This is a genomic window from Saccharopolyspora sp. NPDC000995 (assembly GCF_053599315.1).
This window is the reverse complement of record NZ_JBSFLZ010000001.1, coordinates 70670-92209: the sequence shown is the minus strand read 5'-3', so window position 1 is coordinate 92209 and position 21540 is coordinate 70670. Positions and strand designations below refer to the sequence as shown.

The window sequence follows — 21540 nt, the reverse complement described above, 5'->3', positions numbered from 1 at the left end:
GGGCAATTCGGCATAATCGGCCGTGCCGAAAACTTCGCTGCAGGACACGGCTGCGGCTCGCCGGGTCCACGCCCGATGCGTCGGCGGCACCGAACAGTCCTGCCCGGCAGTGACGTGACGGACTGGTTGACCACGTTCGGTCTCGCGAAGCTGATGTCGTTGCCGCGCGAATACGCCCGGTTCAAACAGGCCGACCCCGGGCTCGCGGGCGCATGGCTGACCCACGTCCACCGAAAAGCTGATCTTGGCGGCAGCGCCCGGCTACACCACGCCTCGGCCGCTGGGCTGACCGGACTCAGAGCTGGTCGACGCGGGTGAAGACCTCGTCCCACGCCGCCGCGACCTGGCGTGCGCACAGTTCCGGGGCGGCCCCACCGACGCCGGTGCCCAGGCCGGGCATCGCGACAGTCCGGACCACTTGGTGGACCGGGGTGCCGTTCTCCAGGACACCGCTGGCCCAGAGCCGCAGCACGGCTCGCGCCGCGAGGTAGGGGTGGACCGTGTCGGTGGGAAGCTGCTCGCCGGGTTCCCGCATCGTGGGAGCGCTGATCAGCCAGATCGGGTTCGGCGCTCCGGTGGGCACCAGCAGCGCTTCGCCGACCGGCAGCTCGCCGCCGTGGTACGCCAGCACCGCGCTGCGGACCTGCTCCTCCACCTCGGGAAAGGCGCGGGCGTACACCGCGTCGATCCCGCCCCGCATCCAGCCGTAGGAGTTCGCCGGGCTCACCACCGCGTCGACCCGCAGGTCGAGCACCGAACCCCGGTGAAGGGTGAGGCCGGCCCGGCTGTCGGCGATCTCTTGCCAAGCGGCGGCCAGCGGCTCATCCAACGCGCACAGGACAAGCTGCAGCTCCGGCTCCGCTCCATCCGCGCAGCGCCCCGAATCTGCGGTCACGCCCCACAGCATCGCAGGAATGTGTGACGCGGTGGCATTGGGTAGGTCACACATTCGCCGATTCGTCGCAGCGCGGACCCGCGGCTCGGAACCTGGTCGGCGCGCCCCGCCGTCGAATGGCCGCCCACACCCGTGCGCCCGGATGCGCGGCAGTCCGCCTTCCGGCTGCCGGGGTTGCGCCGTCGACACCGCCACGCGCAAAGGACAAGTCCCCTCTTAGTCTGGGCGGGTGCCACAAATCGCGTACCTTGGCCCGCCGGGCACCTTCACCGAACAGGCCACCCGGCAGCTGACCGGGGATTTCGATGCCGAACTCGTGCCGTACGACACCGTGCCGTTGGCGCTTGCCGCAGTGCGCTCCTGTGCGGTGCTGGCCGCCGGAGTGCCGATGGAGAACTCTGTCGAAGGCTCGGTGTCCGCCACACTGGACGCGTTGACCATCGGCGAACCACTGGTCGCGGTGCAGGAAGCCGTGCTGCCGGTGCAGTTCGACCTTCTGAGTCGGCCCGGGATCGCGATGTCCGAGATCAGCACCGTCGCGAGCCACCCGCACGCCCTCGCCCAGGTCCGCGGTTGGTTGGCCGAGAACCTGCCGGGCGCCAGCGTCCGCGCGACCAGTTCCACCGCCGCGGGGGCCGCCGAGGTGGCGGCCGGGGAGTTCGACGCCGCGATCTCCGCGCCGGTGGCCATCGAACACTACCCGTCGCTGGTACGGCTGGCCTGCGGCATCGCCGACGTGCGCGATGCGGTCACCCGCTTCCTGCTGGTCCGCCGTCCCGGCGCGCTGCCGGACCCGACCGGCGCGGACCGGACCTCGGTGTGCGCGGTGATCAGCGACGAGGTCGGCACGCTGGCCGCGATGCTGGCCGAGTTGTCGCTGCGCGGCATCAACCTCAGCCGCATCGAATCCCGGCCGCTGCGGGAGCGGTTCGGCGAGTACCGGTTCTTCCTCGACTTCGATGGGCACGTCGCGGACGCGCGGATCGGCGACGCGTTGACCGCGCTGCGCCGCCGCTGCAGCACCGTGCGGTTCCTCGGGTCCTACCCGAAGGCGGACCGCTCGCCGGCCAGCGTGCGCCCATCCGCCTCGGAGCAGGCGTTCCAGGTTTCGGCGAAGTGGCTCGAAGACATCCGCGCGGGACGGTTGGCATGATCGATTTCGGGTTCGAGCTGGCGGCGCCCACCGGACTGCGCCTGATTCTGGCCCGCCACGGGCAGACCCCGGCCAACGTGCGGCAGGAGCTCGACACCTTGCCGCCCGGCCCCGGCCTGACCGAGCTGGGCGAGCAGCAAGCGGCGCGGTTGGCAGATCGGCTGGCCGAGGAGAAGATCATCTCGATCCATGCGAGCCGGGCCCTGCGCGCGCAGCAGACGGCGCAGCCGTTGGCGCAGCGGCACCGGCTGCCGGTCGAGATCGTCGAAGGAACGCACGAGATCTACGTCGGGGAGCTGGAGGGGCGCGGCGACTCGGAGGCGCTGCGGATCTTCGACGAGGTCTACGAGAGCTGGCATGAGGGGCGGATCGACATCCCGATGCCCGACGGGGAAACTGGCCGCGAGGCGCTGACCCGGTTCGTCGGGGGTGCGCGCAGTGCTATCGACGGCGTGGGTGCCGGCGCGGTGGCGCTGGTCAGCCACGGCGCGATGCTGAGGCTCGCGGCGTGCGCCATCGCCGCTAACGTCGACGGAGCCCATGCCAACGCGAGGCATCTGCCGAACACGGGCATGATCGTCCTCGAAGCCGACCCGGACGTCCGCACGGGCTGGCGCTGCCTCTCCTGGGACGGCCTCGACACCCCCTGATCTGCGGTCTCGCCTCACCACTGGTGTCGGTTCCGATTCAGCCCCAGCCCAGGGCGTGGAGCTTTTCGTCGTCTATGCCGAAGTGGTGGGCGATTTCGTGCACCACCGTCACCGCGACTTCGTCGACCACTTCTTCCTCGTCCGCGCACATGTCCAGCAGCGGCTGGCGGTAGATCGTGATCCGGTCCGGGAGCACCCCGCTGTAGGTGCTGTCGCGCTCGGTCAGCGCGATGCCCTCGTACAGCCCCAGCAGCAACGGGTCCGCGGGGTTGGTGTCCTCCACCAGCACCACGACGTTGTTCATCGCGGCCGCGAACTCCGCGGGCAGCAGATCGAGGGCGTCGGCCACGAGTTCCTCGAACCGGACGCGCGTCATCTCCACCGGCATGCACCCGTTCTACCGCAACCGGCAGGCGTCAGCGGGGCTCCGTCGCGGGCAGGCCCGGCTCGTTCGGGGCCGTGTCCTTCGGCGCCGGCTCCTTGGCGACCTGCACCTCGCCCTTGACGCTGCCGGTCACCGGCGCGAGTCCGCTGCCGTCCGGCAGCTGTGCGCTGACCTTGCAGTTGACCTGCCGCGAACCGGCGTCCCAGCTCTCCGGCGCGAGCGTGTCCCAGTAGGGGACCAGACCCTTGTCCTTGGCGACCGTCGGCCCGCCCGCGAACTTGTCGGTCAGATCCGCGCACCTGGTAGCCAGGAAGCCGTCCTGGTCCTGCTCCGGCGGGTAGCCGCCGGGGAACTGCTCGCCGAGGTCGACCTGGCCGGTGATCTCCACCGAGTGCGGCCGGGCGCAGTCCACCGGGTCCCACACCGCCGTGCCGTTGATGCCCAGGCAGCGGCCGACCGGGTAGACGTTGGACTGGTCCATCTCGGCCGCGCTGCCGGTGATCGGGTAGAGCTTGCCGGACGGTCCGGGCTGCTGGATGCCGCAGTGCAGCGTCCGGTCGCCGTCGGCCCAGCCATCCTCGCTCGGGGTGAACGCCCCCACGCTGAACCGGCCGTGCGGGTCGAACTGGTTGGACAGGAAGCCCTTCGACACGTCGGTGCAGCGCTGCTGCTTGATCTGCTGCCACTGCTCGGTGTTGGGGAACGGGGCGTTGTCGCCGAACTCGCCGCGCAGCTCCGAGCTGCCGGTGACCTGGAAGAGGTGGGGCTCGGCACAGGTGACGTTCCTGATATCGCCGGCGTCGGGGTCGTTCCAGTTCAGGCAGTCGCCCGCCTTGGCATCGAACACCGCCTCCGGTGCCGGGGCCGAACCGATCTGGCCGGAGCCGCCGACCCCGGAGCCGCCGACCCCGGGATCACCGCCGGTTCGCCAGTTCAGCACCGTGCTGACCACGAGGATCAGCAGGGCGCCGACGGCAGCCGAGATCATCACGATCCGAGTGCTGCGCTTGTTCCGGCGGGGACTGGGAGGGGATTTGCGCGCTGCCATCGAACACATGATGCCTCGACGCGGCCCGATTTGCGCGATGCCCTCGGGCGGGTTCGGAACCGATTCGTTGCCGGGCACGTCGCCTCAATAGGTAATGTTGCGTTCGGGAGTGGGGCTATGACGGAAGATGGCAAGCCAGTGGCAGACGATGAGCAGCCGCAGGGGGACGCGGGGACCCCGGCGCAACCGCTGCCGCCCCAGCCGTCGGAGGAGGCGGGGCGCGGCCGGATCCGCTACCAGGATCCCGAGCACACGACTCCGCGCGAGCCGACGCTGGCGGAGCAGCGCGCCCGCATCGCCGCCGAGAAGCGCCGCGAAGACGAGCACCGGGCCGGGCTGGAGGCCGCGGCGGCCAAGACGAAGAAGCGGCGCCGCCTGATGATCGGTGGCGGCGCGACGGTCGGCGTCGTGGCGCTGGTGGCCGCGTTGTACACCGCGTCGGAAGTCAGCAACGAGGCCAACGCCAGCCAGGAGTACTGCGCCACGGACCAGTCGGGCCAGCCCGGCAACCGCGACCAGGACCAGTACTGCGACGAGAACTACGTGACCTCCCACGGCGGCTACCACAGCGGCGGCATGTTCTTCATGCCGATCTTCCTGCCTAACGGGGGCTTCGGCGGCTACAACTCCTACCGCTACGCGTACACGCCGTCCGGCGTGTCGGCGCCGCCGATCGGCTCGCCGGCGTCCGGGTCGAGTTTCACCAAGCCGTCCGGTTCGACGATCAAGAACACCAGCGGCAAGACCATCCAGCGGGGTGGGTTCGGCATCAGCAGCAAGAGCGGCAGTAGCGGGAGCTGACGAGTGCGGCGCAGGACCACGGCACGACGACCGGACTGGCAGGCCAAGGTCGAGGAGCTCGGGCTCGTCTTCGGCACGCCCGCGCGCGCGGCGGACGGCACGGCGCGGCCTTACTGGGACGAGGGCGTGCACTACGAGTTCAGCCTCGACGAGGTGTTGTCGCTGGAGGCGGACGTCGAGCTGTTGCACTCGATGTGCCTGGACGCCGTCGATCACGTCATCATCACGGAGCGCTACAAGGACTTCGGCATCCCGGAGTGGATCTGGCCGCGCATCGCCGAGTCCTGGAAGCGCCACGACCCGCACCTCTACGGCCGGTTCGACCTGCGCTACGACGGCACTGGCCCGGCGAAGCTGCTGGAGTACAACGCTGACACCCCGACCTCTTTGCTGGAGGCGGCGGTCGTGCAGTGGCACTGGCTGACCGAGTGCCACGAGGGCGACGACCAGTGGAACTCCATCCACGAGAAGCTCGTCGAGCGCTGGGGCGAGATCACCGAGCAGCTGGCCACTAACGAGGTGCACTTCACCTGGTCGTCCGCGGACGTCACCGGCGAGGACAACATCACTGCGGCCTACCTGCAGGAGACCGCGGCTGAGGCCGGGCTGGACACCGTCGGCCTGCCGATCGAGGAGATCGGCTGGGACAACTTGTTGGAGCGCTTCGTCGACCTGGAAGAAGCGCCGATGAACTCGGTCGTCAAGATCTACCCCTGGGAGTGGATGGTCGACGACGACTTCGGCAAGCACGCCGTCAAGGCGCTGCCGGCCACCCAGTGGGTCGAGCCGCTGTGGAAGATGCTGCTGTCCAACAAGGCGCTGCTGGCGATCCTGTGGGAAATGCACCCGGGCCACCCCAACCTGTTGCCGACGTTCCTGGACCAGCCCGGCCTGCTCACCGAGTACGTGCGCAAACCCCGCCTCGGGCGCGAGGGCAACAACATCGCGGTCGTCGCGCCCGGCTGGGAGACCGAGACCGGCGGGGTGTACGGCGAGGAGGGCTACGTCTACCAGGCCTTCGACCCGCTGCCGGAGTTCGACGGGATGCGCCCGGCCCTCGGGGCATGGGTGGTCGGCGACTCGTCGGCGGGCCTCGGCATCCGCGAGACGGCGGGCCTGATCACCGACGACGGCGCGGCCTTCGTGCCGCACCGCATCCCCGCGAGCTCCTGACCCCATACCCCAATCGCCGCAGGACGCACCCTGCGGGCGGGTCGGTCGCGGTGGGCGGCTACGCTGACCAGCTGTGATCGACCTGAAGACGCTACGCGATGATCCGGAAGCGGTGCGCGCTTCGCAGCGCGCGCGAGGAGAGGACGCGTCCCTGGTGGACGCGCTGCTGTCCGCCGACGAGCGTCGCAGGTCCGCGGTGTCCCGGGCGGACAAACTGCGCGCGGAGCAAAAGCAGCTCGGCAAGCAGGTCGGCAAGGCCAAGGGCGAGCAGCGCGAGGCCCTGCTGACCCGGGCCAAGGAGCTCGCCGCGCAGGTCAAGGAGGCCGAGGCGGAGCAGTCGGCGGCCGACGAGGAGCTGCTGCGGTCGCAGAAGGCCGTGTCCAACGTCGTCGAGCCCGACGTGCCGCCGGGCGGCGAGGACGACTACGCCGTGCTCAAGCACGTCGGGGTGCCGCGCGAGTTCGACTTCGAGATCAAGGACCACGTCGAGCTGGGCACCGCCATCGGCGCCTTCGACATGGAGCGCGGCGCGAAGGTCGCTGGCGCCCGCTTCTACTTCCTGACCGGCATCGGCGCGCAGCTGGAGCTGGCGCTGCTGAACATGGCCGCCGCGCAGGCCGCCGCCGCCGGTTTCACCCTGGTCGTGCCGCCGGTGCTGGTTCGCCCGGAGATCATGGAGGGCACCGGGTTCCTCGGCGCGCACGCCACCGAGGTGTACCGGTTGGAGGAGGACGACCTGTACCTGGTCGGCACCTCCGAGGTCCCGCTGGCCGGCTACCACGCGGGCGAGATCGTGGACTTCCCCACCGGGCCGCTGCGCTACGCGGGCTGGTCGACGTGCTTCCGCCGCGAGGCCGGTTCCTACGGCCGGGACACCCGCGGCATCATCCGGGTGCACCAGTTCAACAAGCTGGAGATGTTCGTCTACTGCCGGGAGGATGAGGCCCGCGACGAGCACCAGCGGCTGCTGAACTGGGAAGAGGAGATGCTCGCCAAGATCGAGGTGCCCTACCGGGTGATCGACACGGCGGCCGGGGACCTCGGCGCGAGCGCGGCCCGCAAGTTCGACTGCGAGGCATGGATACCGAGCCAGCAGACCTACCGCGAACTGACCTCGACGTCGAACTGCACCACGTTCCAGGCGCGGCGGCTGAACACCCGCTACCGCGACGAGGACGGTCGCCCGCAGATCGCCGCCACGCTCAACGGCACGTTGGCCACCACCCGCTGGATCGTCGCGATCCTGGAGAACCACCAGCAGCCGGACGGCTCGGTGCGGGTGCCCGAGGCGCTGCGCCCGTTCCTCGGTGGCCGCGAGGTCCTCAAGCCCAAGTGATCGCCCAGGCCGGGGCTGTTTCCATGCTCGTTTCGCGTGCTGGTGCGGGTGGCGCGGTGCCAGTTTCGCAGGTTGGCTCCAGCGGTTTCGCCGCTCAACGAAGGATCCCGCCGATGGCACCGCGACGTGCTAATGGGGCCTGACCAATGGTTTCAGGCCGCCTTGGTGATCTCTGCAGCGAGGGCGCGGTCGAGGGTCGCCCGGACCAGCGCGGCCGCCAGGCGGGCGAGCTCGTGCCCATCGACGAGGCGCGCGAGCCGGTCCGGATCGGTGGGCAGACCGAGCTTCTCCGCGCCCGCCAACGCCTTCGTGTCGAAGAACGGCCGCAGCTCGGGCCACACCAGCTGCACCTCGCGGCAGAAGATGTCCGCGCCCACCGGCCCGAGCCGGGGAAGTTCGGTGAGTTTCTCCTGCAGCAGGTCGATGTCCCCGTCGGCCTTCGTGCGCATCCGCCGGAGATCCCCGTGGTACCGGTCGATCAGCAGCTGTGCGCCCTTGCCGAGCGCCGTGGACGTGCTCTCGTCGTACCGCGCGTAGTGCCCGCGGTCGAGCGCGTCGACCCGCTGCTGCCAGGTCGCATCGCACATCTTCTGCGGCGTCCCGAACTCGGCCAGTTCGCGCGCGGCCGATACCGCCAGCTCCGCCTTGATCCGGGTGGACATCAGCACCGACAGCACCAGCAACCGGTACAGCGGGGCGGGTTTATTCGCCAACGAAATCCCGGCCTGGGCGGCATAGGTGGTGCCCGCCTCGTCCAGCAGGAATTGCACGACGTTCTTCACCGACATCGCCACCACCTCCTGCCGGAAAGGCCTACCCGGCTGCTTCCGGGGGCACACCTGCGGTCGGGGCGGCCCTCGCGCTGCCCGGTCTCGGCGATCGGATCGATCCGGTGTTGCGGCTGGCTCGCGCGCTAGATCACGTCAATCTCGCCGGGCATGCGCCAGCTGGCCCTCGAGCACCTGGTGAACGTGGAGCGCGGAGAGACCAGGCCGTCTTTGGACGTGCTGGCCCAGCTGGCGGCCGCGCTGGAGGTCGGGTGTGTCCGAGCTGTTCACCGACGACAAGCCAGACCCGGCCGTGATGGTGTTGCGCGGCAACGACAGGCCGACGGTCGACACCGACGGCTTGGCGCTTCCTGCGGCTGGCCGGCCGCAGGAGAGCCGGGTGTGCCGCTGGGTGCTTGCGAGCAACCTGCGATCACGCGCGCGGTCGTTGCGACAGCGGCGAACGGCACAACGGTGAATCGGCGAGTACGTCCCCATGCAGTGTTCTGCGTGCTCTTCGCGATGCGGCGGCGCGTGTTCGGGTTGTCACGCTGCGATCACAGTTCGGGCAGGACCTCCGAGGCGATCTCCTCGACAGTGGACTCCTTGCCCGCGTACGGTTCGTCGGCGCGCGGCCAATGCGTGATGACGTCGGTGAAACCGAGCTCCGCGGCCCGGCCGACCACGTCCCGGAAGTAGTCCACACTGGACATCGAGTAGGCCGGTGCGGCGTCCACCTGCAGGTACTTGTCGACCTTCGCCGGGTCGCGGCCCTGTTCGGCTAGCACTTCGGCGAACCGCAGCGACAGCTCGGCGACCGAACGCCACCAGGTCTCAACATCGTCGGCAGGCCGGCCGGTGGTTACCCAGCCCTGGCCGTACTCCGCTGCCAACCGCATCGACCGCGGCCCGTTGGCGGCGATCACGAACGGCATCCGGGGCAGCTGCGCGCAGCCGGGCGCCCGGTGCGCTTGGACGGCCGTGTAGTACTCGCCGGAGTAGTCGGTGCAGTCGTGGGTGAGGATCTGGTCGAGCAACTCGACGAACTCGGTGAACCGATCGACGCGCTGCCCGGCGGTGAGTTCGGCGCGGCCCAGCACGTGCGCGTCGAAACCGACGCCGCCCGCGCCGATGCCGAGCGTGATGCGGCCGTCGGCGATGTCGTCCAGCGCGGTCAGCTCGCGCGCGAAGTGGGCGGGGTGCCGGAAGTTCGGCGACGCGACCAGGGTGCCCAGCCGGATCGTCGAGGTGAGCGTGGCGGCCGCGGCCAACGTCGGGACCGCATCGAACCACGGCTTGTCCACCAGGGACCGCCAACCGAGGTGGTCGTAGGTCCAGGCGTGGGCGAAGCCGTACTCCTCGGCCATCCGCCACAGCGGCTCGGCAGCCCACCAACGGTGTTCGGGTAAAATAACGATCCCAACTCGCACGCCGTTGACCGTACTGGTCGAGCCCCGCCGTTATCGACCCGATCAGGCGATGCGGAACGTGGTGCGGATCGCGTAGGAGGGCAGGGCCTCCCGCGCGACGACCGGGACCGGGCAGGATGACTGGGTGCACAAACCAGGCCTGGTGGCATCGGACGTGGACGGAACCCTGCTCGACCCGATGGAGCGGGTGAGCCCGCGAACCGCGCGGACGGTGCAGCGGGTGGTGGCGTCGGGCACGCCGTTCGTGCTGGTCACCGGGCGTCCGCCGCGCTGGATGCCGATGGTCGTCGATGGGCTGGGCGTGTCCGGGGTGGCGGTTTGCGCGAACGGTGCGGTGCTCTACGACGCGTCCGCCGACCGGGTGCTGCACAGCCACGTGATCGACCCGGTGCTGCTGCACGACGTGGCCCGCGAGCTGCGGCGCGAGCTGCCGGGCTGCGCCTTCGCGGTGGAGCGGACCACTGACGGGGCGCGGGACCGGCTCCACGAGCAGTTCCTCGCCGAGTCCAATTTCCGCCGGGTGTGGCCGAATTCGGACATCCGGGTGGCTGGCGCGGACGAGCTGACCGGCAAGCCCGCGGTCAAGCTGCTGGTCCTGCACGAGCACCTGACCAGCGCGGAAATGGCGGCGGCGGCCGGCGAAGTGCTCGGCTCGCAGCTCCAGCTGACCTACTCCACGACGGCCGGGCTGATCGAGCTGTCCGCGGCGGGCGTCGACAAGGCGACCGGCCTGGCCGCGGTGGCTGCGGAGTTGGGTGTCGACCAGGCAGACGTGATCGCCTTCGGTGACATGCCCAACGACGTCCCGATGCTGAAGTGGGCGGGCCACGGCGTGGCGATGCGCAACGCCCACCCTGAGGCCCTGGCGGTGGCCGACGAGGTCACGACCACCAACGCCGAAGACGGCGTGGCGCACGTCCTCGACCGCTGGTGGTGACCGCAGTTTCAATTGAAACTGCGGTCAACCGGTCATGGCCGGTGGTCGCGTTGCATGGCTGTTGCGCGGGCCCGGATCTTGTCGAGCTGCTCGTAACCGCGCTGCCCCGGGCAGATCGTCTTGCTCACGTCGCGGTGGCCGAAGATCGTCGGTAGCGCAACCGCCGCGCCGGGCGGGAAGTGCGAGTTGTTCGCGGGCCCGGCGATCAGCTCGGTGCGGCCGTCCGCGGGAACCCTGGCGGTGTTCAGCTTCCACGCGCTGATCGCCGCAACCGACTCGATGGTGGCGCCGGAAGGCGCGATGCGGTCGTAGTCGCCCATCATCGACACGCCGAACGTTCCGCCGTTGAAGCCCCGCGCGTGGCCGCCGATGACGTCGTCGCGCAGCCCGCCAGCGCGGCCCTCGAAGATCGTGCCGCACTTGTCGACCAGGGCGTGGTAGCCGATGTCGCCCCACTTCAGCTCGACGGCGTGGTAGCGGTAGATCGCCCGCACGATGTCGGCCGACCGGCCGCAGTCGTAGTCGTTGGTCCCGGCGGTGTGGTGCACCACGACCGCCTTGGTCTCGGTGCGCTCCGGCGGCCAGGTCATCTGGCTTTCGTCGGCGCCCCACTGCGCGCGGCCGACGACCGGCGGCTGCCCCGGGGCGCCCGACCGGGGTGGCGCGGCGGGTGCGGAGCCCGGGTTGATCGCGACGAGTTCCAGCTCGCCGGTCACGTCTGCGCCGGCCCGGCTGGCCCGCACCTCGGCGGTGTCGGCGCGCCCGGTCCACAGCGGTTCGCTGCCCTGCGCCGCGTCGATCGCTTCGAGCTCCGACCACGGGCTCCAGCCGGCGGCGCTCCGGGTGCGCACCTCGGCGCGGTCCGGCGCGGGTCCGTGCCAGGTGATGCCGACCAGGTCGAAAACCCCGCCGGGATGCACTTCCCGCGTTGCGTCGCGGTTCATCGGCGCGTCGCGCAACGCGACTCGGGTGCCGGTCGTCTCGGGAATCTCCGCCGCGCTCGCATCGGGCAGTGCGGTCGCGGTGAGCAAGAGGGCGATCGGGACGCTGAACCGGAGACGCATTGGCGATACCTCGTTTCCGCGACGGCGATCGGGGCGGCCTACGTGAGGCGAGTATCCGGTGGGCCCGGATGCTCCGCTGGTCAACTGCTCTGTCCGAGTGACCGCGACCCGGCGTCCCCTGTGGACACCGGTGTGTCGGCCCGCGACACACCGGAGGATGTGTACAACTTCTACGATTTCAGATGGAAATCGTCGGTCCGATTTCAATGGAAGTTGCGCAGCGTCTGGACACCGGAAGCGGATGCAGGCGACCGACGCCGCGATCAGGAAGCCGATGCCGATCAGCGTGTACGCGTTGCCGACGAGCTACTGCGAGAACGTCCAGGCCAGCTCGCGGTCCTCGGTCCTCGGTGTTCGGCGGGTACCACTGCGGGCCAGCGAGGACCGTCAGCGCGCACAACCCGACGGTAAGCAGCACGCCGTACCAGCGGTGCCGCAAAGACATCGCGAACAGCAGCGCAAGCGTCGGCCCGGCGCAGACCCAGTGGTGCGTGCGACCAGAAGATCGGCGACACCAGCAGCACCAGCCCAGGTGGACAGCATCTTGTCCAGCCACCAGTCCGCCGAGTCCTTCGCGCGGCGACCAGCCCGATCAGCACGGTGGCGGCGAACGTCAGGCCCGTCACGGCCATCCGCGCGGTAGTCCCGGCGCGGCAGGAACAGCAGCAGGAACCCGAGCGGCGTCAGCTTGATCGCCGCCGCGATGCCCACCAGCAACCCGCGAGGCCACCTGGTGCGCGGCAGCAGGAAGTCGGCTGCGACCAGCGCCATCAGCACCAGGTTGATCTGCCCGTAGTTGATCGTCTCGCGGGCCGGCTCGATCAGCGTGAACCACGGCATCAGCACCGCGGTGGCCACCACCCCCCCGGCGCGCGGCGCGAGGTAGTTCGACGAGCGAGCCAACGAGTAGGCAGTGGCGAGGATCGCGATGTGCGACAGCACCGCCACCAGCACGACCGCGCCGTCCACCGACTCGCCGACCGTGTCGCCTGACGGGTAATAACAATTGCAAATAGCTGCGGACGGTACTCGCGGAATCACCGGTTGTATGAACAACGGCCTGATCAAGTGCGGGGAGGCTGCTGGGCGAGGCGATATCGACACGCCACGTAGCTATGCGTAGCGGCGAACGTCAACGCGGTTTCGGGCCGGTGGTTTGCCCCCGCTACCCTCGACGGCTGTGAGCTTCGCAGGCTATGACCTGATCGTTGTTGGTTCCGGATTCTTCGGCCTCACGATCGCAGAGCGCGCCGCCACCCAGCTGGACAAGCGGGTGCTGGTGCTGGACCGACGTGACCACATCGGGGGCAACGCCTACTCGGAGGCGGAGCCCGAGACAGGTATCGAGGTGCACCGCTACGGCGCCCACCTCTTCCACACCTCGAACAAACGGGTCTGGGACTACGTGAACCAGTTCACCGAGTTCACCGACTACCAACACCGGGTGTTCACCAAGTACGAGGGTCAGATTTACTCGTTCCCGATGAACTTGGGCCTGTTGTGCCAGTTCTTCGGACGCTCCTTCACCCCGGACGAGGCCAAGGCGCTGGTCGCCGAGCAGGCGTCCGAGATCAACACCGCGGACGCGCAGAACCTGGAGGAGAAGGCCATCTCGCTGATCGGCCGCCCGCTGTACGAGGCGTTCGTGCGCGGGTACACGGCCAAGCAGTGGCAGACCGACCCCAAGGAACTGCCCGCGGCCATCATCAGCCGGCTGCCGGTCCGCTACAACTTCAACAACCGGTACTTCAACGACAGCTTCGAGGGCCTGCCGGTCGACGGCTACACGGCCTGGCTGAAGAAGATGGCCGAGCACTCGAACATCGAGGTCCGGCTGAGCACCGACTTCTTCGACGTGCGCGGCGAGCTGCCCACTGGCGTCCCGGTCGTCTACACCGGTCCGCTGGACCGTTACTTCGACTTCGTCGAGGGCGAGCTGGGCTGGCGCACGCTGGACTTCGAGACCGAGGTCGTGGCCACCGGCGACTTCCAGGGCACGTCGGTGATGAACTACGCCGACGAGGAGGTCCGGTACACCCGGATCCACGAGTTCCGGCACTTCCACCCGGAGCGGGACTACTACCCGAAGGACAAGACGGTCATCGTCCGCGAGTACTCGCGGTCCGCCGACAGCGGCGATGAACCGTACTACCCGATCAACACCCCGGAGGACCGGCAGAAGCTGGAGGCCTACCGCGAGCTGGCCAAGAAGGAGGCCAACGAGCGCAAGGTCCTCTTCGGCGGAAGGCTCGGTACCTACAAGTACCTGGACATGCACATGGCCATCGGTTCGGCGCTGAGCATGTTCGACAACAAGATCGCCCCTTACTTCACCGAGGGTCGTTCGCTGGACGGCTCGCTGGAGGACTGACGTGACCGACCGGACCCCCCGAGAGGACCGTGCTGCTGCCGCGGGTGAGAGCAAGCTCAGCGACGTGACGTCGGTGCGCTCCGGAACCGCTGATGTGGCGCCCGAGCAGGTGCTGCAGCGCGTTGTGTTCCCGCGCAGCGAGGACCCGCTGGACGTGCGCCCGCTGTACATCGACGAGCCCACGGCGCTGGACAGCTCCGCGACGGTCGTGTCGCGGCGCCGCCTGCTGGTGCCTTCGCACCGGAAGATCTCCCTGGCTTCCTACTTCAACGCCTTCCCGGCCAGCTATTGGAAGCGTTGGACCAAGGTCGACGAGGTCGTGCTGCGGCTGAAGGTGAAGGGGGCCGGTCGGCTCGACGTCTACCGCTCGAAGGCCAACGGCGACAGCGTCCACCTGGAGGGCACCCCGGTGGCCAGCGACGACTGGAAGTCGCTGGAGTTCCGGGTGTCGCTGACGCCGTTCGAGGACGGCGGGTGGATCTGGTTCGACCTGTTCACCAACGACGCCCCGCTGGAGATCAATGAGGCGGCGTGGACCACCGACGTCCCGCTGCCCAAGCAGAAGGTACTGATCGGCACCACCACGATCCGGCCCGCCGACTGCGTGCTCGCGCTGCAGACGCTGGGCGAGGACCCGCAGGTGATGGACGTCGTCGAGCGCGTCGTGGTGGCAGACCAAGGCCCGCAGAAGATCCGCGACACCGAGGGCTTCGACGAGGCCGCCCGGCGGATCGGCGACAAGCTGCACGTGATCGAGCAGGACAACCTCGGCGGCTCCGGCGGCTTCACCCGGGTCATGTACGAGGGCGTCCACAACTCGGACGCCGCGCAGGTCATGGTCATCGACGACGACATCGCACTGGAGCCGGACGGCGTGCTGCGGGCGAACGCGTTCGCCCGCGCCGCCTCGAACCCGGTGATCGTCGGCGGCCAGATGCTGAACCTGCAGGCCCGCTCGCGGCTGCACACCATGGGTGAGGTCGTCGACCTCGCCCAGGGCATCTGGCGGGCCGCGCCGGGCGCGGTCACCGACCACGACTTCGCGAAGAAGCCGCTGCGCAAGACCACCAAGCTGCACCAGCGCATCCACTCCACCTACAACGGCTGGTGGATGTGCCTGTTCCCGCGCGAGGTCATCGAACGCACCGGGTTGCCGCTGCCGCTGTTCATCAAGCACGACGACTCGGAGTACTCGCTGCGCGCGGGCGGGCACGGGTTCCCGACGGTGACGCTGCCGGGTGCGGCGATCTGGCACATGCCGTGGACCGACAAGAACGACGCCACCGACTGGACTTCGTACTTCCACACCCGCAACCGGCTGATCCTGGCCGCGTTGCACAGCCCGGATGAAGTCAAGACCAACATCATCAAGCAGGGCCTCAAGCTCACGCTCCGGCACCTGCTGTCGATGGAGTACTCGACGGTCGCGGTGCAGCAGAAGGCGATCGAGGACTTCATGGCGGGCCCGGAGGGGCTGTTCGACAGCCTCCGCTCGGCGCTGCCGGAGGTCCGGGAGCTGCGCAAGGACTACGACGACGCCAAGACGCTGCCGTCGGCCCGCGAGTTCCCGCCGCCTTCGGCGAACCCGATCATGGCCGAGGGCCTGCTCAAGCCGCCGGTGAACCCGGCGGTGATCGCGGCCCGCGCGTCGAAGGCGCTGCTGCACAACCTCAAAGAACCGACGAAGTCGGCCAGCGACCGGCCCCAGCTGAACGTGCCCGCCGCCAGCGCGCGCTGGTTCCTGCTGGGCAACCTGGACAGCGCGACCGTGTCGAACGCCGACGGCAGCGGGGTGGCGTTCCGGCGCCGTGACCCGGAGGAGTTCCGTCGGCTCGGTATGCGCGCGCTGGCGAACTACAAGCGGCTGGCGCGGGAGTGGGGGCGGCTGCGGTCCGCCTACCGCGCCGCGCTGCCCGAGCTGACCAGTGCGGAGTCCTGGAAACAGGTCTTCGACCAGAAGTGACCCCGACACCCGGAGACGATGTGGCAGAGCTGACCACGGCGACCGCCCCCGAAGAACCGGCCGCCGCACCCACCGACGAGGCACCGGCAGCGGTCACCCCCGAGACCGTCGTACTGCGCAAGGTGCAGGGCGCGCTGGCGAAGCCGGCGGTGGTCAAGACCGCCCAGGCGATGTCGCTGTTCGGTGAGCACGCCGGCGGCTGGCTGGCCATTGGTGCGGTCGGCGCGCTGGTGGACCGCAAGCGCCGCGGCGAGTGGCTGACCGCCGCCGCCGGGGTCGCCGCCGCGCACGCGGCGTCGATCGCGGTCAAGCGCGTGGTCCGGCGCCGCCGTCCCGCCGACCCCGAGGTCCAGGTGCTGGTGGGCACGCCGAGCAAGTTGAGCTTCCCGTCGTCGCACGCGACGTCCACGACGGCCGCCGCGGTGCTCTACGGCGGGTTGACGGGCAAGAAGCTGACCCCGGTGCTGGTGCCGCCGATGATGGTCAGCCGACTTGTCCTGGGGGTTCATTATCCGAGCGATGTGGTCGCCGGTTCGGCGCTCGGCGGTGCCGTGGCGTGGGGCGTGCGGCGATTCATGAGACGGCGGAGGAACCGTGGCTGACAAGAACGAAACCGAGGTCGACACCGGGAAGCCCGATGCCCCGGCCGAGGCCGACGCGGAAGGCAGCAACGGTGCCCAGGTCGGCGACGCGGTGCTGACCGGCACCGACAAGTCCGACGAGCCCGGCGATGAGGCGAAGTCCGGCGACGAGGCGAAGTCGGACAAGACCGCGCAGGAGAAGCGGGTCGAGGTCGAGGCGGACGCGGAAGGCACCATCGGCGCCGAGTTCGGCGACGAGGCGCTGGAGGCGCCGTCGGCCAAGTCCGACGACATCAAGGACAAGTCCTCGGATGCCTACCACGCGAAGGTGACCGCCAAGGCTGGCACCACGGCGGGCCTGGTCTCCGGCCTGATCAAGGAGCTGCGCCCCAAGCAGTGGGTGAAGAACGTCCTGGTCCTGGCCGTGCCGTTCGCGGCGGGCGAGATCCTGAACCCGGGCATCCTGGGACACGCGATGATCGCGTTCATCGTGTTCTCGATGGCGGCGTCCGGCATCTACTTCGTCAACGACGCGATCGACGTCGAGGCCGACCGCCAGCACCCGACGAAGCGGAACCGCCCGATCGCCGCCGGTCTGATCCCGGTGCCGATCGCGTACGCGGTGTGCATGCTGCTGCTGGGCGGCTCGCTGGTGATCTCGGCCCTGACCAGCACGCCGCTGCTGATCGTGATGGCGGTCTACATCCTGGTGCAGCTGGGCTACTGCTTCGGGCTGAAGCACCAGCCGGTGATCGACCTGTGCATCGTGGCGTCCGGCTTCCTGCTGCGCGCCATCGCCGGTGGTGCCGCCGCGAACCTGGTCATCACGCAGTGGTTCTACCTGATCGTGGCGTTCGGCTCGTTGTTCATGGTGGCGGGCAAGCGCTACGCAGAGGTCAAGCTGGCGATGGAGACCGGCGCGAAGATCCGCAAGTCGTTGAAGGCGTACTCGCCGTCCTACCTGCGGTTCGTGTGGGCGATCGCGGCGGCCATCACGATCATGTGCTACGCGCTGTGGGCGTACGACATCCGGGAGTTCGAGTCGTCCCGCTGGGGCCTGGTCTCGATCATCCCGATGGTGGTGGCGATCCTGCGGTACGCGGTGGACATCGACAAGGGCGTGGCGGGCGAGCCGGAGGAAGTGGTCCTCAAGGACAAGGTCCTGATGGTCCTCGGCGTGATCCTTGCCGGCTGCCTGTTCCTGGCGTTCTACCTGTAGGACCGGACCAACGGCGTCCCCGACCGGACCAGGCCGGGGGCGCCGTTGCATTTACGCTGCACAGCGTCACCGTTGGGGGAGTAGGGCACAATTGGTCGCGTACTGGTACCTCGCCTGAGGAGGAGGGCGCGATGAGCGCTGTGGCGTGGCCGGACCACCTGCTGTCCCTGGAAGACTGGGCCGAGCTTCCCGAGGACAACAGCCACCGCGTTGAACTCGTCGAAGGGACCCTCCACGTGAGTCCTCGGCCGGTGTCCTTCCACCAGTTGGCACTGATGGAACTCGGCTACCAATTGCGAGCGCAGCTCCCCAAGTCCTTCGTAGCGCTGGCTGAGGTTGAAGTCGTGCTGTTTGAGCACTTGGCCACCGTGCGAATTCCTGATCTGATCGTCGTCCCCGTCGAATTGGCGAAGGAGAACCCCGCACGGTACCGGGCCTCGGACCTGGTCTTGGCGGTTGAGGTGGTTTCGCCTGGCTCGGGAAGGACCGACAGAGTCCTCAAGTTCGCCGAGTACGCGGAGGCCGGTATTCCCAACTACTGGATCGTCGATCTTGAAAAGCCGACCGGCCTGGCCGCGTACGAGCTCAAGGACGGGCGGTATCTCCTGGCTGCCGAAAGCGCGACGACCATGCACCTGGAGACGCCGTTCCAGCTGAGCGTTGATCCTGCGGCGTTGTTGCCGCGGTGAGGTACGGGGTGCTCATTCGCCGATCATTCGGAGGCCTTCATCGTTCGGGGTGACATCCGGACGAAGTTCACGGAGAACGAGCTGCGAGCGGACAACCGGGTGATCCCGTAGGTCGCTAAGCAAGCAAACCCGGTGAAAACCTTGGCGCCCTTCGTCGTCGAAGACGGCAAACCCTGCCGTCGTGGAGAACGGACGCGAGATGCTCGCCTCCTTCGGCGGGGCGCACCCGATCGGCCGCATCGGACGCCCGAGGAAGTCGCCGAGACCGTCGCATTCCTCGTCTCCGACGCCGCGAGCTTCATCACCGGCGCGCGGTCCGCCGCCCCCCGTCACCCGGGCTGGCGCCGATTCGCAAGAAATTAGCGGGCACCCGGGTGAGGGTCGATCTCTCGCGAAATCGGACCGGGTTCACTCCAGGGCGAGGCTGAGGCGGTTGGTCACTTCGTGGGCCATCGCTATGGCGTAGGACTGGCCCCTGTCCTGCGGGTAGATCTGGGACATCGTCGCCAGGGTCACGCCGGGCATCGGCGTGTGGTGGCCGGGGATCAGGGACCGGTACTGCGGAGTCACGATCGGTTGGGCGAAGCCCGCCTTGGAGAAGTGCCAGTCGAGGATCCAGGACCGGTCGAAGTCCGGGTTCAGCTTGCGCAGCCAGGGGATGTAGCGCTCCAGCAGTTCGGCCGGATCGGTAGTGAACCGCCAGTCCTCGCGCGGAACGTAGTTGCCGACGTAGACGATGTGCCGCCCGCCGTACTCCCTGCGGTCGACCATGTTGGTGTGCTCGACGACCGCCAGGAACGGGAACGCCGGATCGTTGATGTTCAGCCAGTAGTGCGGGATGACGCTGCGGTCGCACTCCAGGACGAAGCAGGTCGCGCCGAGGTACTGGTTCTGCCACAGCACGTGGTCCGATGCGATCCCGGCGGCCTTCGCGAAAACCGGTTGCGGCACGGTCACGATCAGCCGGTCGAACTCGTAGCTGCTGCCGTCCCCGGCGCCAACCAGCACCGTCGCGCCGGGCTGGCGGATCGACTCGACCGGCTTGCCGAACTCCACCTTCCCGCCGCGCTCGGTCACCGCGTCCAGCAGCGCCCGGTACACCTGCTCGAAACCACCGTGCACGTAACCGAGTTCAAAGGTCCGGTAGTGGATCCGCGCCCACAGCCAGGCCATCGAGATCTGCTCGGCGTGGGCGCCGAACTTGCCGGTCAGCAGCGGCTCCCAGATCGTCTCGGTGACGCGCGGTCCGGCCCAACGGCGCATCCAGTCCAGCGCCCGCACCGAGTTGAACCGCTGTCCATTTCGGACGAACTTCAGCACCGCCGCCGACGCCCCGAAGCGGAACCGGTCCAGCAGCGAGAACTTCGGGAACCGCAGCATCTCCTGCGGCGTGCCGAAGTCGTGCAGCTCCCCGTCGATGTACACGCCGGTGCTGGGCTTGTGGAACCGCAGCAGGTGCCCGAGGCCGAGCTCCTCGACCAGCTCGGTCATCGCCCGGTCGGTGCGGAAGCTGTGGTGGTAGAAGCGCTCCAGCGGCGTCCCGCCGACCTCGATCGACGCCGCCAGCCCGCCCAGTTCCGCGGACGCCTCCAGCACCGTCACGTCGTGCCCGGCCTTCACCGCGTCGAAAGCCGCGGTCAAACCGGTCGCGCCCGCTCCGACGACGCCGACTCTCATCCGAAGCTCCACTTCTTGTTGATCGAGTACTGGAAGATCAGCACCACCGGGAGCGAACCCGCCTTGACTAGGTTCGGGTCGATGCCCAGCCAGCCGGAGAACACCTGCAGCGCCACGTTCGCCCACGCGATTCCGGCCACACCGATGGCGTAGAACCGCAGGAACCGCAACAGGATCCGGTCCCGCTTGCGGAAGTTGAACAGCGTGTTGAGCACGAAGTTGTTGGTGATCCCGGCCGTCGTGCTGATCGCGTTCGCGAGCTGCTCGTGCAGCCCGACCGCGTTGAACAGCAGCAGGAACAGCAGGTAGTCCAGCAGCACGCCGCTGGCGCCGATCACCGCGTAGCGCAGCAGCGACCGGCTGAGCAGCCGCTCGCTGCCGCCGATCGGTTCAGTCTTGGTCATGCGAGATCACGTTCCGCACTATGTAGAGGGGGCGCTGCTGCACCTCGTGGTAGATCCGGCCGACGTAGCTGCCGATGACCCCCAGCGACAGCATCTGCAGCCCGCCGAGGAACAGCATCGCGACCATCAGCATGGTCCACCCGGAGACCGTGATCGAGGGGAAGAACAGCCGCAGCGTCACCGCATAGATGATGCCGAGCATCGCCAGGCCCAACGTGATGAACCCGATCCGGGTGATCAGCTTCAGCGGCACGGTGGAGAAGCTGGTGACCCCGTCGGCGGCCAGTCGCATCATCTTTCGCAGCGGGTACTTGGTCTCGCCGGCCATCCGCTCGTCGCGGTCGAAGAGCACCTCGCGCTGCTCGAACCCCATCGAGGCGACCATGCCCCGGATGAACCGGCTGCGTTCCCGGAATCCCCGCAGTTCCTCGGCGGCGCGCCGGTCGAGCAGTCGGAAGTCGCCGGTGTCCACCGGGATGTCCACCTCGGCGCAGCGCCGCAGGACCCGGTAGTAGGTGTGCGCGGTGGCGCGCTTGAACGGGGTGTCGCGGCGGGTGCGCCGCCGAGCGGACACGATCTCCGCACCGGAGAGCCAAGTGTCGATCAGCTCCAGGCTGACCCGCGGCGGATCCTGCAGGTCGGTGTCCATCACGATCACCGCGTCGCCCTGCGCGTGGTCAAGGCCGGCGGTGATGGCGATCTGGTGGCCGAAGTTGCGGGCGAAGTCCACCACCCGCACGCGCGGGTCGTTGTTGGCCAGGTCCTGCAGGACGTTCAGCGATCCGTCCGCGGAGCCGTCGTTGACGTAGATGAACTCGTAGTCGAATTCGGGGCGGGTAGCCGTGGTCTCGACGAGCTCCTCGTGGAATCGGCGGATGCCCGCCACCTCGTTGTAGACCGGCAGCACGTAGGAGATCACCGGCGGCGCGCCCTCGCGGGTGGCCTGCTGTTGACGCGGCACCGGAATCCGGACCTGTCGGCGGATCGTGTCGGCCAT

General features: G+C 68.8%; 24 protein-coding genes. 14 read left to right on the top strand and 10 right to left on the bottom strand.

Features of this window, described 5'->3' with window-relative positions:
• The first annotated feature begins 126 nt into the window (after positions 1–126).
• Entirely contained in the window at positions 127–318 is a 192-nt protein-coding gene (locus ACWDKQ_RS00485) for a hypothetical protein (RefSeq protein WP_450136616.1), read from the top strand.
• Here the strand turns inward: ACWDKQ_RS00485 and ACWDKQ_RS00480 are convergent.
• The gene (locus tag ACWDKQ_RS00480; RefSeq protein ID WP_450136772.1) at positions 296–907 is read right to left on the bottom strand and encodes a macro domain-containing protein; all 612 of its coding nucleotides are present in this window, start codon (positions 905–907) and stop codon (positions 296–298) included. The genes ACWDKQ_RS00485 and ACWDKQ_RS00480 overlap by 23 nt on opposite strands.
• Before the next feature lie 217 nt (positions 908–1124).
• Between ACWDKQ_RS00480 and pheA the strand changes: the two genes are divergently transcribed.
• The gene (pheA, locus tag ACWDKQ_RS00475) at positions 1125–2048 is read left to right on the top strand and encodes a prephenate dehydratase (RefSeq protein WP_450136615.1); all 924 of its coding nucleotides are present in this window, start codon (positions 1125–1127) and stop codon (positions 2046–2048) included.
• Positions 2045–2698, top strand: coding sequence for a histidine phosphatase family protein (locus tag ACWDKQ_RS00470; RefSeq protein WP_450136614.1), 654 nt, complete (start codon positions 2045–2047; stop codon positions 2696–2698). Before pheA ends, ACWDKQ_RS00470 begins: the two co-directional genes overlap by 4 nt.
• A gap of 37 nt (positions 2699–2735) precedes the next feature.
• Here ACWDKQ_RS00470 and ACWDKQ_RS00465 read toward each other — a convergent pair whose 3' ends face one another.
• The gene (locus ACWDKQ_RS00465) at positions 2736–3086 is read right to left on the bottom strand and encodes a metallopeptidase family protein (RefSeq protein ID WP_450136613.1); all 351 of its coding nucleotides are present in this window, start codon (positions 3084–3086) and stop codon (positions 2736–2738) included.
• Between the two features lie 28 nt (positions 3087–3114).
• Positions 3115–4071: a septum formation family protein gene (locus tag ACWDKQ_RS00460; protein ID WP_450136612.1), complete on the bottom strand. Its 957-nt coding sequence runs from the start codon at positions 4069–4071 to the stop codon at positions 3115–3117.
• Between the two features lie 177 nt (positions 4072–4248).
• Here ACWDKQ_RS00460 and ACWDKQ_RS00455 point away from each other — a divergent pair, with 177 nt between their 5' ends.
• The 3 genes from ACWDKQ_RS00455 to serS all read left to right on the top strand — a co-directional run bounded on the left by ACWDKQ_RS00455 (position 4249) and on the right by serS (position 7441).
• A complete protein-coding gene (locus ACWDKQ_RS00455; protein ID WP_450136611.1) occupies positions 4249–4932 on the top strand; it encodes a hypothetical protein in 684 nt (227 codons plus the stop codon).
• Positions 4933–4935: 3 nt separating this feature from the next.
• Positions 4936–6105 (top strand): glutathionylspermidine synthase family protein, encoded by a 1170-nt coding sequence (locus ACWDKQ_RS00450; RefSeq protein ID WP_450136610.1) that lies wholly within the window; start codon positions 4936–4938, stop codon positions 6103–6105.
• 73 nt (positions 6106–6178) lie between these two features.
• Positions 6179–7441, top strand: coding sequence for a serine--tRNA ligase (gene serS, locus ACWDKQ_RS00445; protein WP_450136609.1), 1263 nt, complete (start codon positions 6179–6181; stop codon positions 7439–7441).
• 152 nt (positions 7442–7593) lie between these two features.
• Here serS and ACWDKQ_RS00440 read toward each other — a convergent pair whose 3' ends face one another.
• The gene (locus tag ACWDKQ_RS00440; protein WP_450136608.1) at positions 7594–8229 is read right to left on the bottom strand and encodes an endonuclease; all 636 of its coding nucleotides are present in this window, start codon (positions 8227–8229) and stop codon (positions 7594–7596) included.
• Between the two features lie 253 nt (positions 8230–8482).
• On the opposite strand from ACWDKQ_RS00440, the gene ACWDKQ_RS00435 reads away from it, so the two are divergent.
• Positions 8483–8686 (top strand): hypothetical protein, encoded by a 204-nt coding sequence (locus tag ACWDKQ_RS00435; protein WP_450136607.1) that lies wholly within the window; start codon positions 8483–8485, stop codon positions 8684–8686.
• 79 nt (positions 8687–8765) lie between these two features.
• Here the strand turns inward: ACWDKQ_RS00435 and ACWDKQ_RS00430 are convergent, their stop codons facing one another.
• Positions 8766–9638, bottom strand: a complete 873-nt coding sequence (locus ACWDKQ_RS00430; RefSeq protein WP_450136606.1) for an LLM class flavin-dependent oxidoreductase — start codon at positions 9636–9638, stop codon at positions 8766–8768.
• Positions 9639–9762: 124 nt separating this feature from the next.
• Here ACWDKQ_RS00430 and ACWDKQ_RS00425 point away from each other — a divergent pair, with 124 nt between their 5' ends.
• Entirely contained in the window at positions 9763–10575 is an 813-nt protein-coding gene (locus ACWDKQ_RS00425) for an HAD family hydrolase (RefSeq protein WP_450136605.1), read from the top strand.
• Positions 10576–10607: 32 nt separating this feature from the next.
• On the opposite strand, the gene ACWDKQ_RS00420 is transcribed toward ACWDKQ_RS00425, so the two are convergent.
• Entirely contained in the window at positions 10608–11639 is a 1032-nt protein-coding gene (locus tag ACWDKQ_RS00420; RefSeq protein WP_450136604.1) for a peptidoglycan recognition protein family protein, read from the bottom strand.
• Positions 11640–12026: 387 nt separating this feature from the next.
• Positions 12027–12608, bottom strand: coding sequence for a glycosyltransferase family 87 protein (locus ACWDKQ_RS00415; protein WP_450136603.1), 582 nt, complete (start codon positions 12606–12608; stop codon positions 12027–12029).
• 211 nt (positions 12609–12819) lie between these two features.
• On the opposite strand from ACWDKQ_RS00415, the gene glf reads away from it, so the two are divergent.
• The 6 genes from glf to ACWDKQ_RS00385 all read left to right on the top strand — a co-directional run bounded on the left by glf (position 12820) and on the right by ACWDKQ_RS00385 (position 18825).
• The gene (gene glf, locus ACWDKQ_RS00410) at positions 12820–14010 is read left to right on the top strand and encodes a UDP-galactopyranose mutase (protein WP_450136602.1); all 1191 of its coding nucleotides are present in this window, start codon (positions 12820–12822) and stop codon (positions 14008–14010) included.
• A gap of 1 nt (position 14011) precedes the next feature.
• Entirely contained in the window at positions 14012–15973 is a 1962-nt protein-coding gene (locus ACWDKQ_RS00405) for a glycosyltransferase (protein WP_450136601.1), read from the top strand.
• A gap of 20 nt (positions 15974–15993) precedes the next feature.
• Positions 15994–16575: a phosphatase PAP2 family protein gene (locus ACWDKQ_RS00400; RefSeq protein WP_450136600.1), complete on the top strand. Its 582-nt coding sequence runs from the start codon at positions 15994–15996 to the stop codon at positions 16573–16575.
• A gap of 241 nt (positions 16576–16816) precedes the next feature.
• The gene (locus ACWDKQ_RS00395) at positions 16817–17773 is read left to right on the top strand and encodes a decaprenyl-phosphate phosphoribosyltransferase (protein ID WP_450136771.1); all 957 of its coding nucleotides are present in this window, start codon (positions 16817–16819) and stop codon (positions 17771–17773) included.
• A gap of 131 nt (positions 17774–17904) precedes the next feature.
• A complete protein-coding gene (locus ACWDKQ_RS00390; RefSeq protein ID WP_450136599.1) occupies positions 17905–18462 on the top strand; it encodes a Uma2 family endonuclease in 558 nt (185 codons plus the stop codon).
• Between the two features lie 132 nt (positions 18463–18594).
• Positions 18595–18825 carry an SDR family oxidoreductase gene (locus tag ACWDKQ_RS00385; RefSeq protein WP_450136598.1) on the top strand — a complete coding sequence of 77 codons (231 nt, stop codon included), beginning with the start codon at positions 18595–18597 and terminating at the stop codon, positions 18823–18825.
• A gap of 45 nt (positions 18826–18870) precedes the next feature.
• On the opposite strand, the gene ACWDKQ_RS00380 is transcribed toward ACWDKQ_RS00385, so the two are convergent.
• From ACWDKQ_RS00380 to ACWDKQ_RS00370, 3 genes are read right to left on the bottom strand one after another with little or no spacing between them, the layout of a single operon-like run.
• On the bottom strand, positions 18871–20139 hold the full coding sequence (locus ACWDKQ_RS00380) for an NAD(P)/FAD-dependent oxidoreductase (RefSeq protein ID WP_450136597.1): 1269 nt from the start codon (positions 20137–20139) through the stop codon (positions 18871–18873).
• Positions 20136–20543 (bottom strand): GtrA family protein, encoded by a 408-nt coding sequence (locus ACWDKQ_RS00375; protein WP_450136596.1) that lies wholly within the window; start codon positions 20541–20543, stop codon positions 20136–20138. Before ACWDKQ_RS00375 ends, ACWDKQ_RS00380 begins: the two co-directional genes overlap by 4 nt.
• Positions 20530–21540 carry a glycosyltransferase gene (locus ACWDKQ_RS00370; RefSeq protein ID WP_450136595.1) on the bottom strand — a complete coding sequence of 337 codons (1011 nt, stop codon included), beginning with the start codon at positions 21538–21540 and terminating at the stop codon, positions 20530–20532. The genes ACWDKQ_RS00375 and ACWDKQ_RS00370 overlap by 14 nt, the downstream gene beginning before the upstream one ends.

Coding starts and splice junctions, on each gene's coding strand:
- ACWDKQ_RS00460 (WP_450136612.1), bottom strand. CDS start 4,071: ATGATCTCGGCTGCCGTCGGCGCCCTGCTGATCCTCGTGGTCAGCACG.
- ACWDKQ_RS00370 (WP_450136595.1), bottom strand. CDS start 21,540: ATGGCCGACACGATCCGCCGACAGGTCCGGATTCCGGTGCCGCGTCAA.
- ACWDKQ_RS00455 (WP_450136611.1), top strand. CDS start 4,249: ATGACGGAAGATGGCAAGCCAGTGGCAGACGATGAGCAGCCGCAGGGG.
- ACWDKQ_RS00420 (WP_450136604.1), bottom strand. CDS start 11,639: ATGCGTCTCCGGTTCAGCGTCCCGATCGCCCTCTTGCTCACCGCGACC.
- ACWDKQ_RS00440 (WP_450136608.1), bottom strand. CDS start 8,229: ATGTCGGTGAAGAACGTCGTGCAATTCCTGCTGGACGAGGCGGGCACC.
- ACWDKQ_RS00390 (WP_450136599.1), top strand. CDS start 17,905: ATGAGCGCTGTGGCGTGGCCGGACCACCTGCTGTCCCTGGAAGACTGG.
- ACWDKQ_RS00480 (WP_450136772.1), bottom strand. CDS start 907: ATGCTGTGGGGCGTGACCGCAGATTCGGGGCGCTGCGCGGATGGAGCG.
- ACWDKQ_RS00465 (WP_450136613.1), bottom strand. CDS start 3,086: ATGCCGGTGGAGATGACGCGCGTCCGGTTCGAGGAACTCGTGGCCGAC.
- ACWDKQ_RS00470 (WP_450136614.1), top strand. CDS start 2,045: ATGATCGATTTCGGGTTCGAGCTGGCGGCGCCCACCGGACTGCGCCTG.
- ACWDKQ_RS00380 (WP_450136597.1), bottom strand. CDS start 20,139: ATGAGAGTCGGCGTCGTCGGAGCGGGCGCGACCGGTTTGACCGCGGCT.
- ACWDKQ_RS00375 (WP_450136596.1), bottom strand. CDS start 20,543: ATGACCAAGACTGAACCGATCGGCGGCAGCGAGCGGCTGCTCAGCCGG.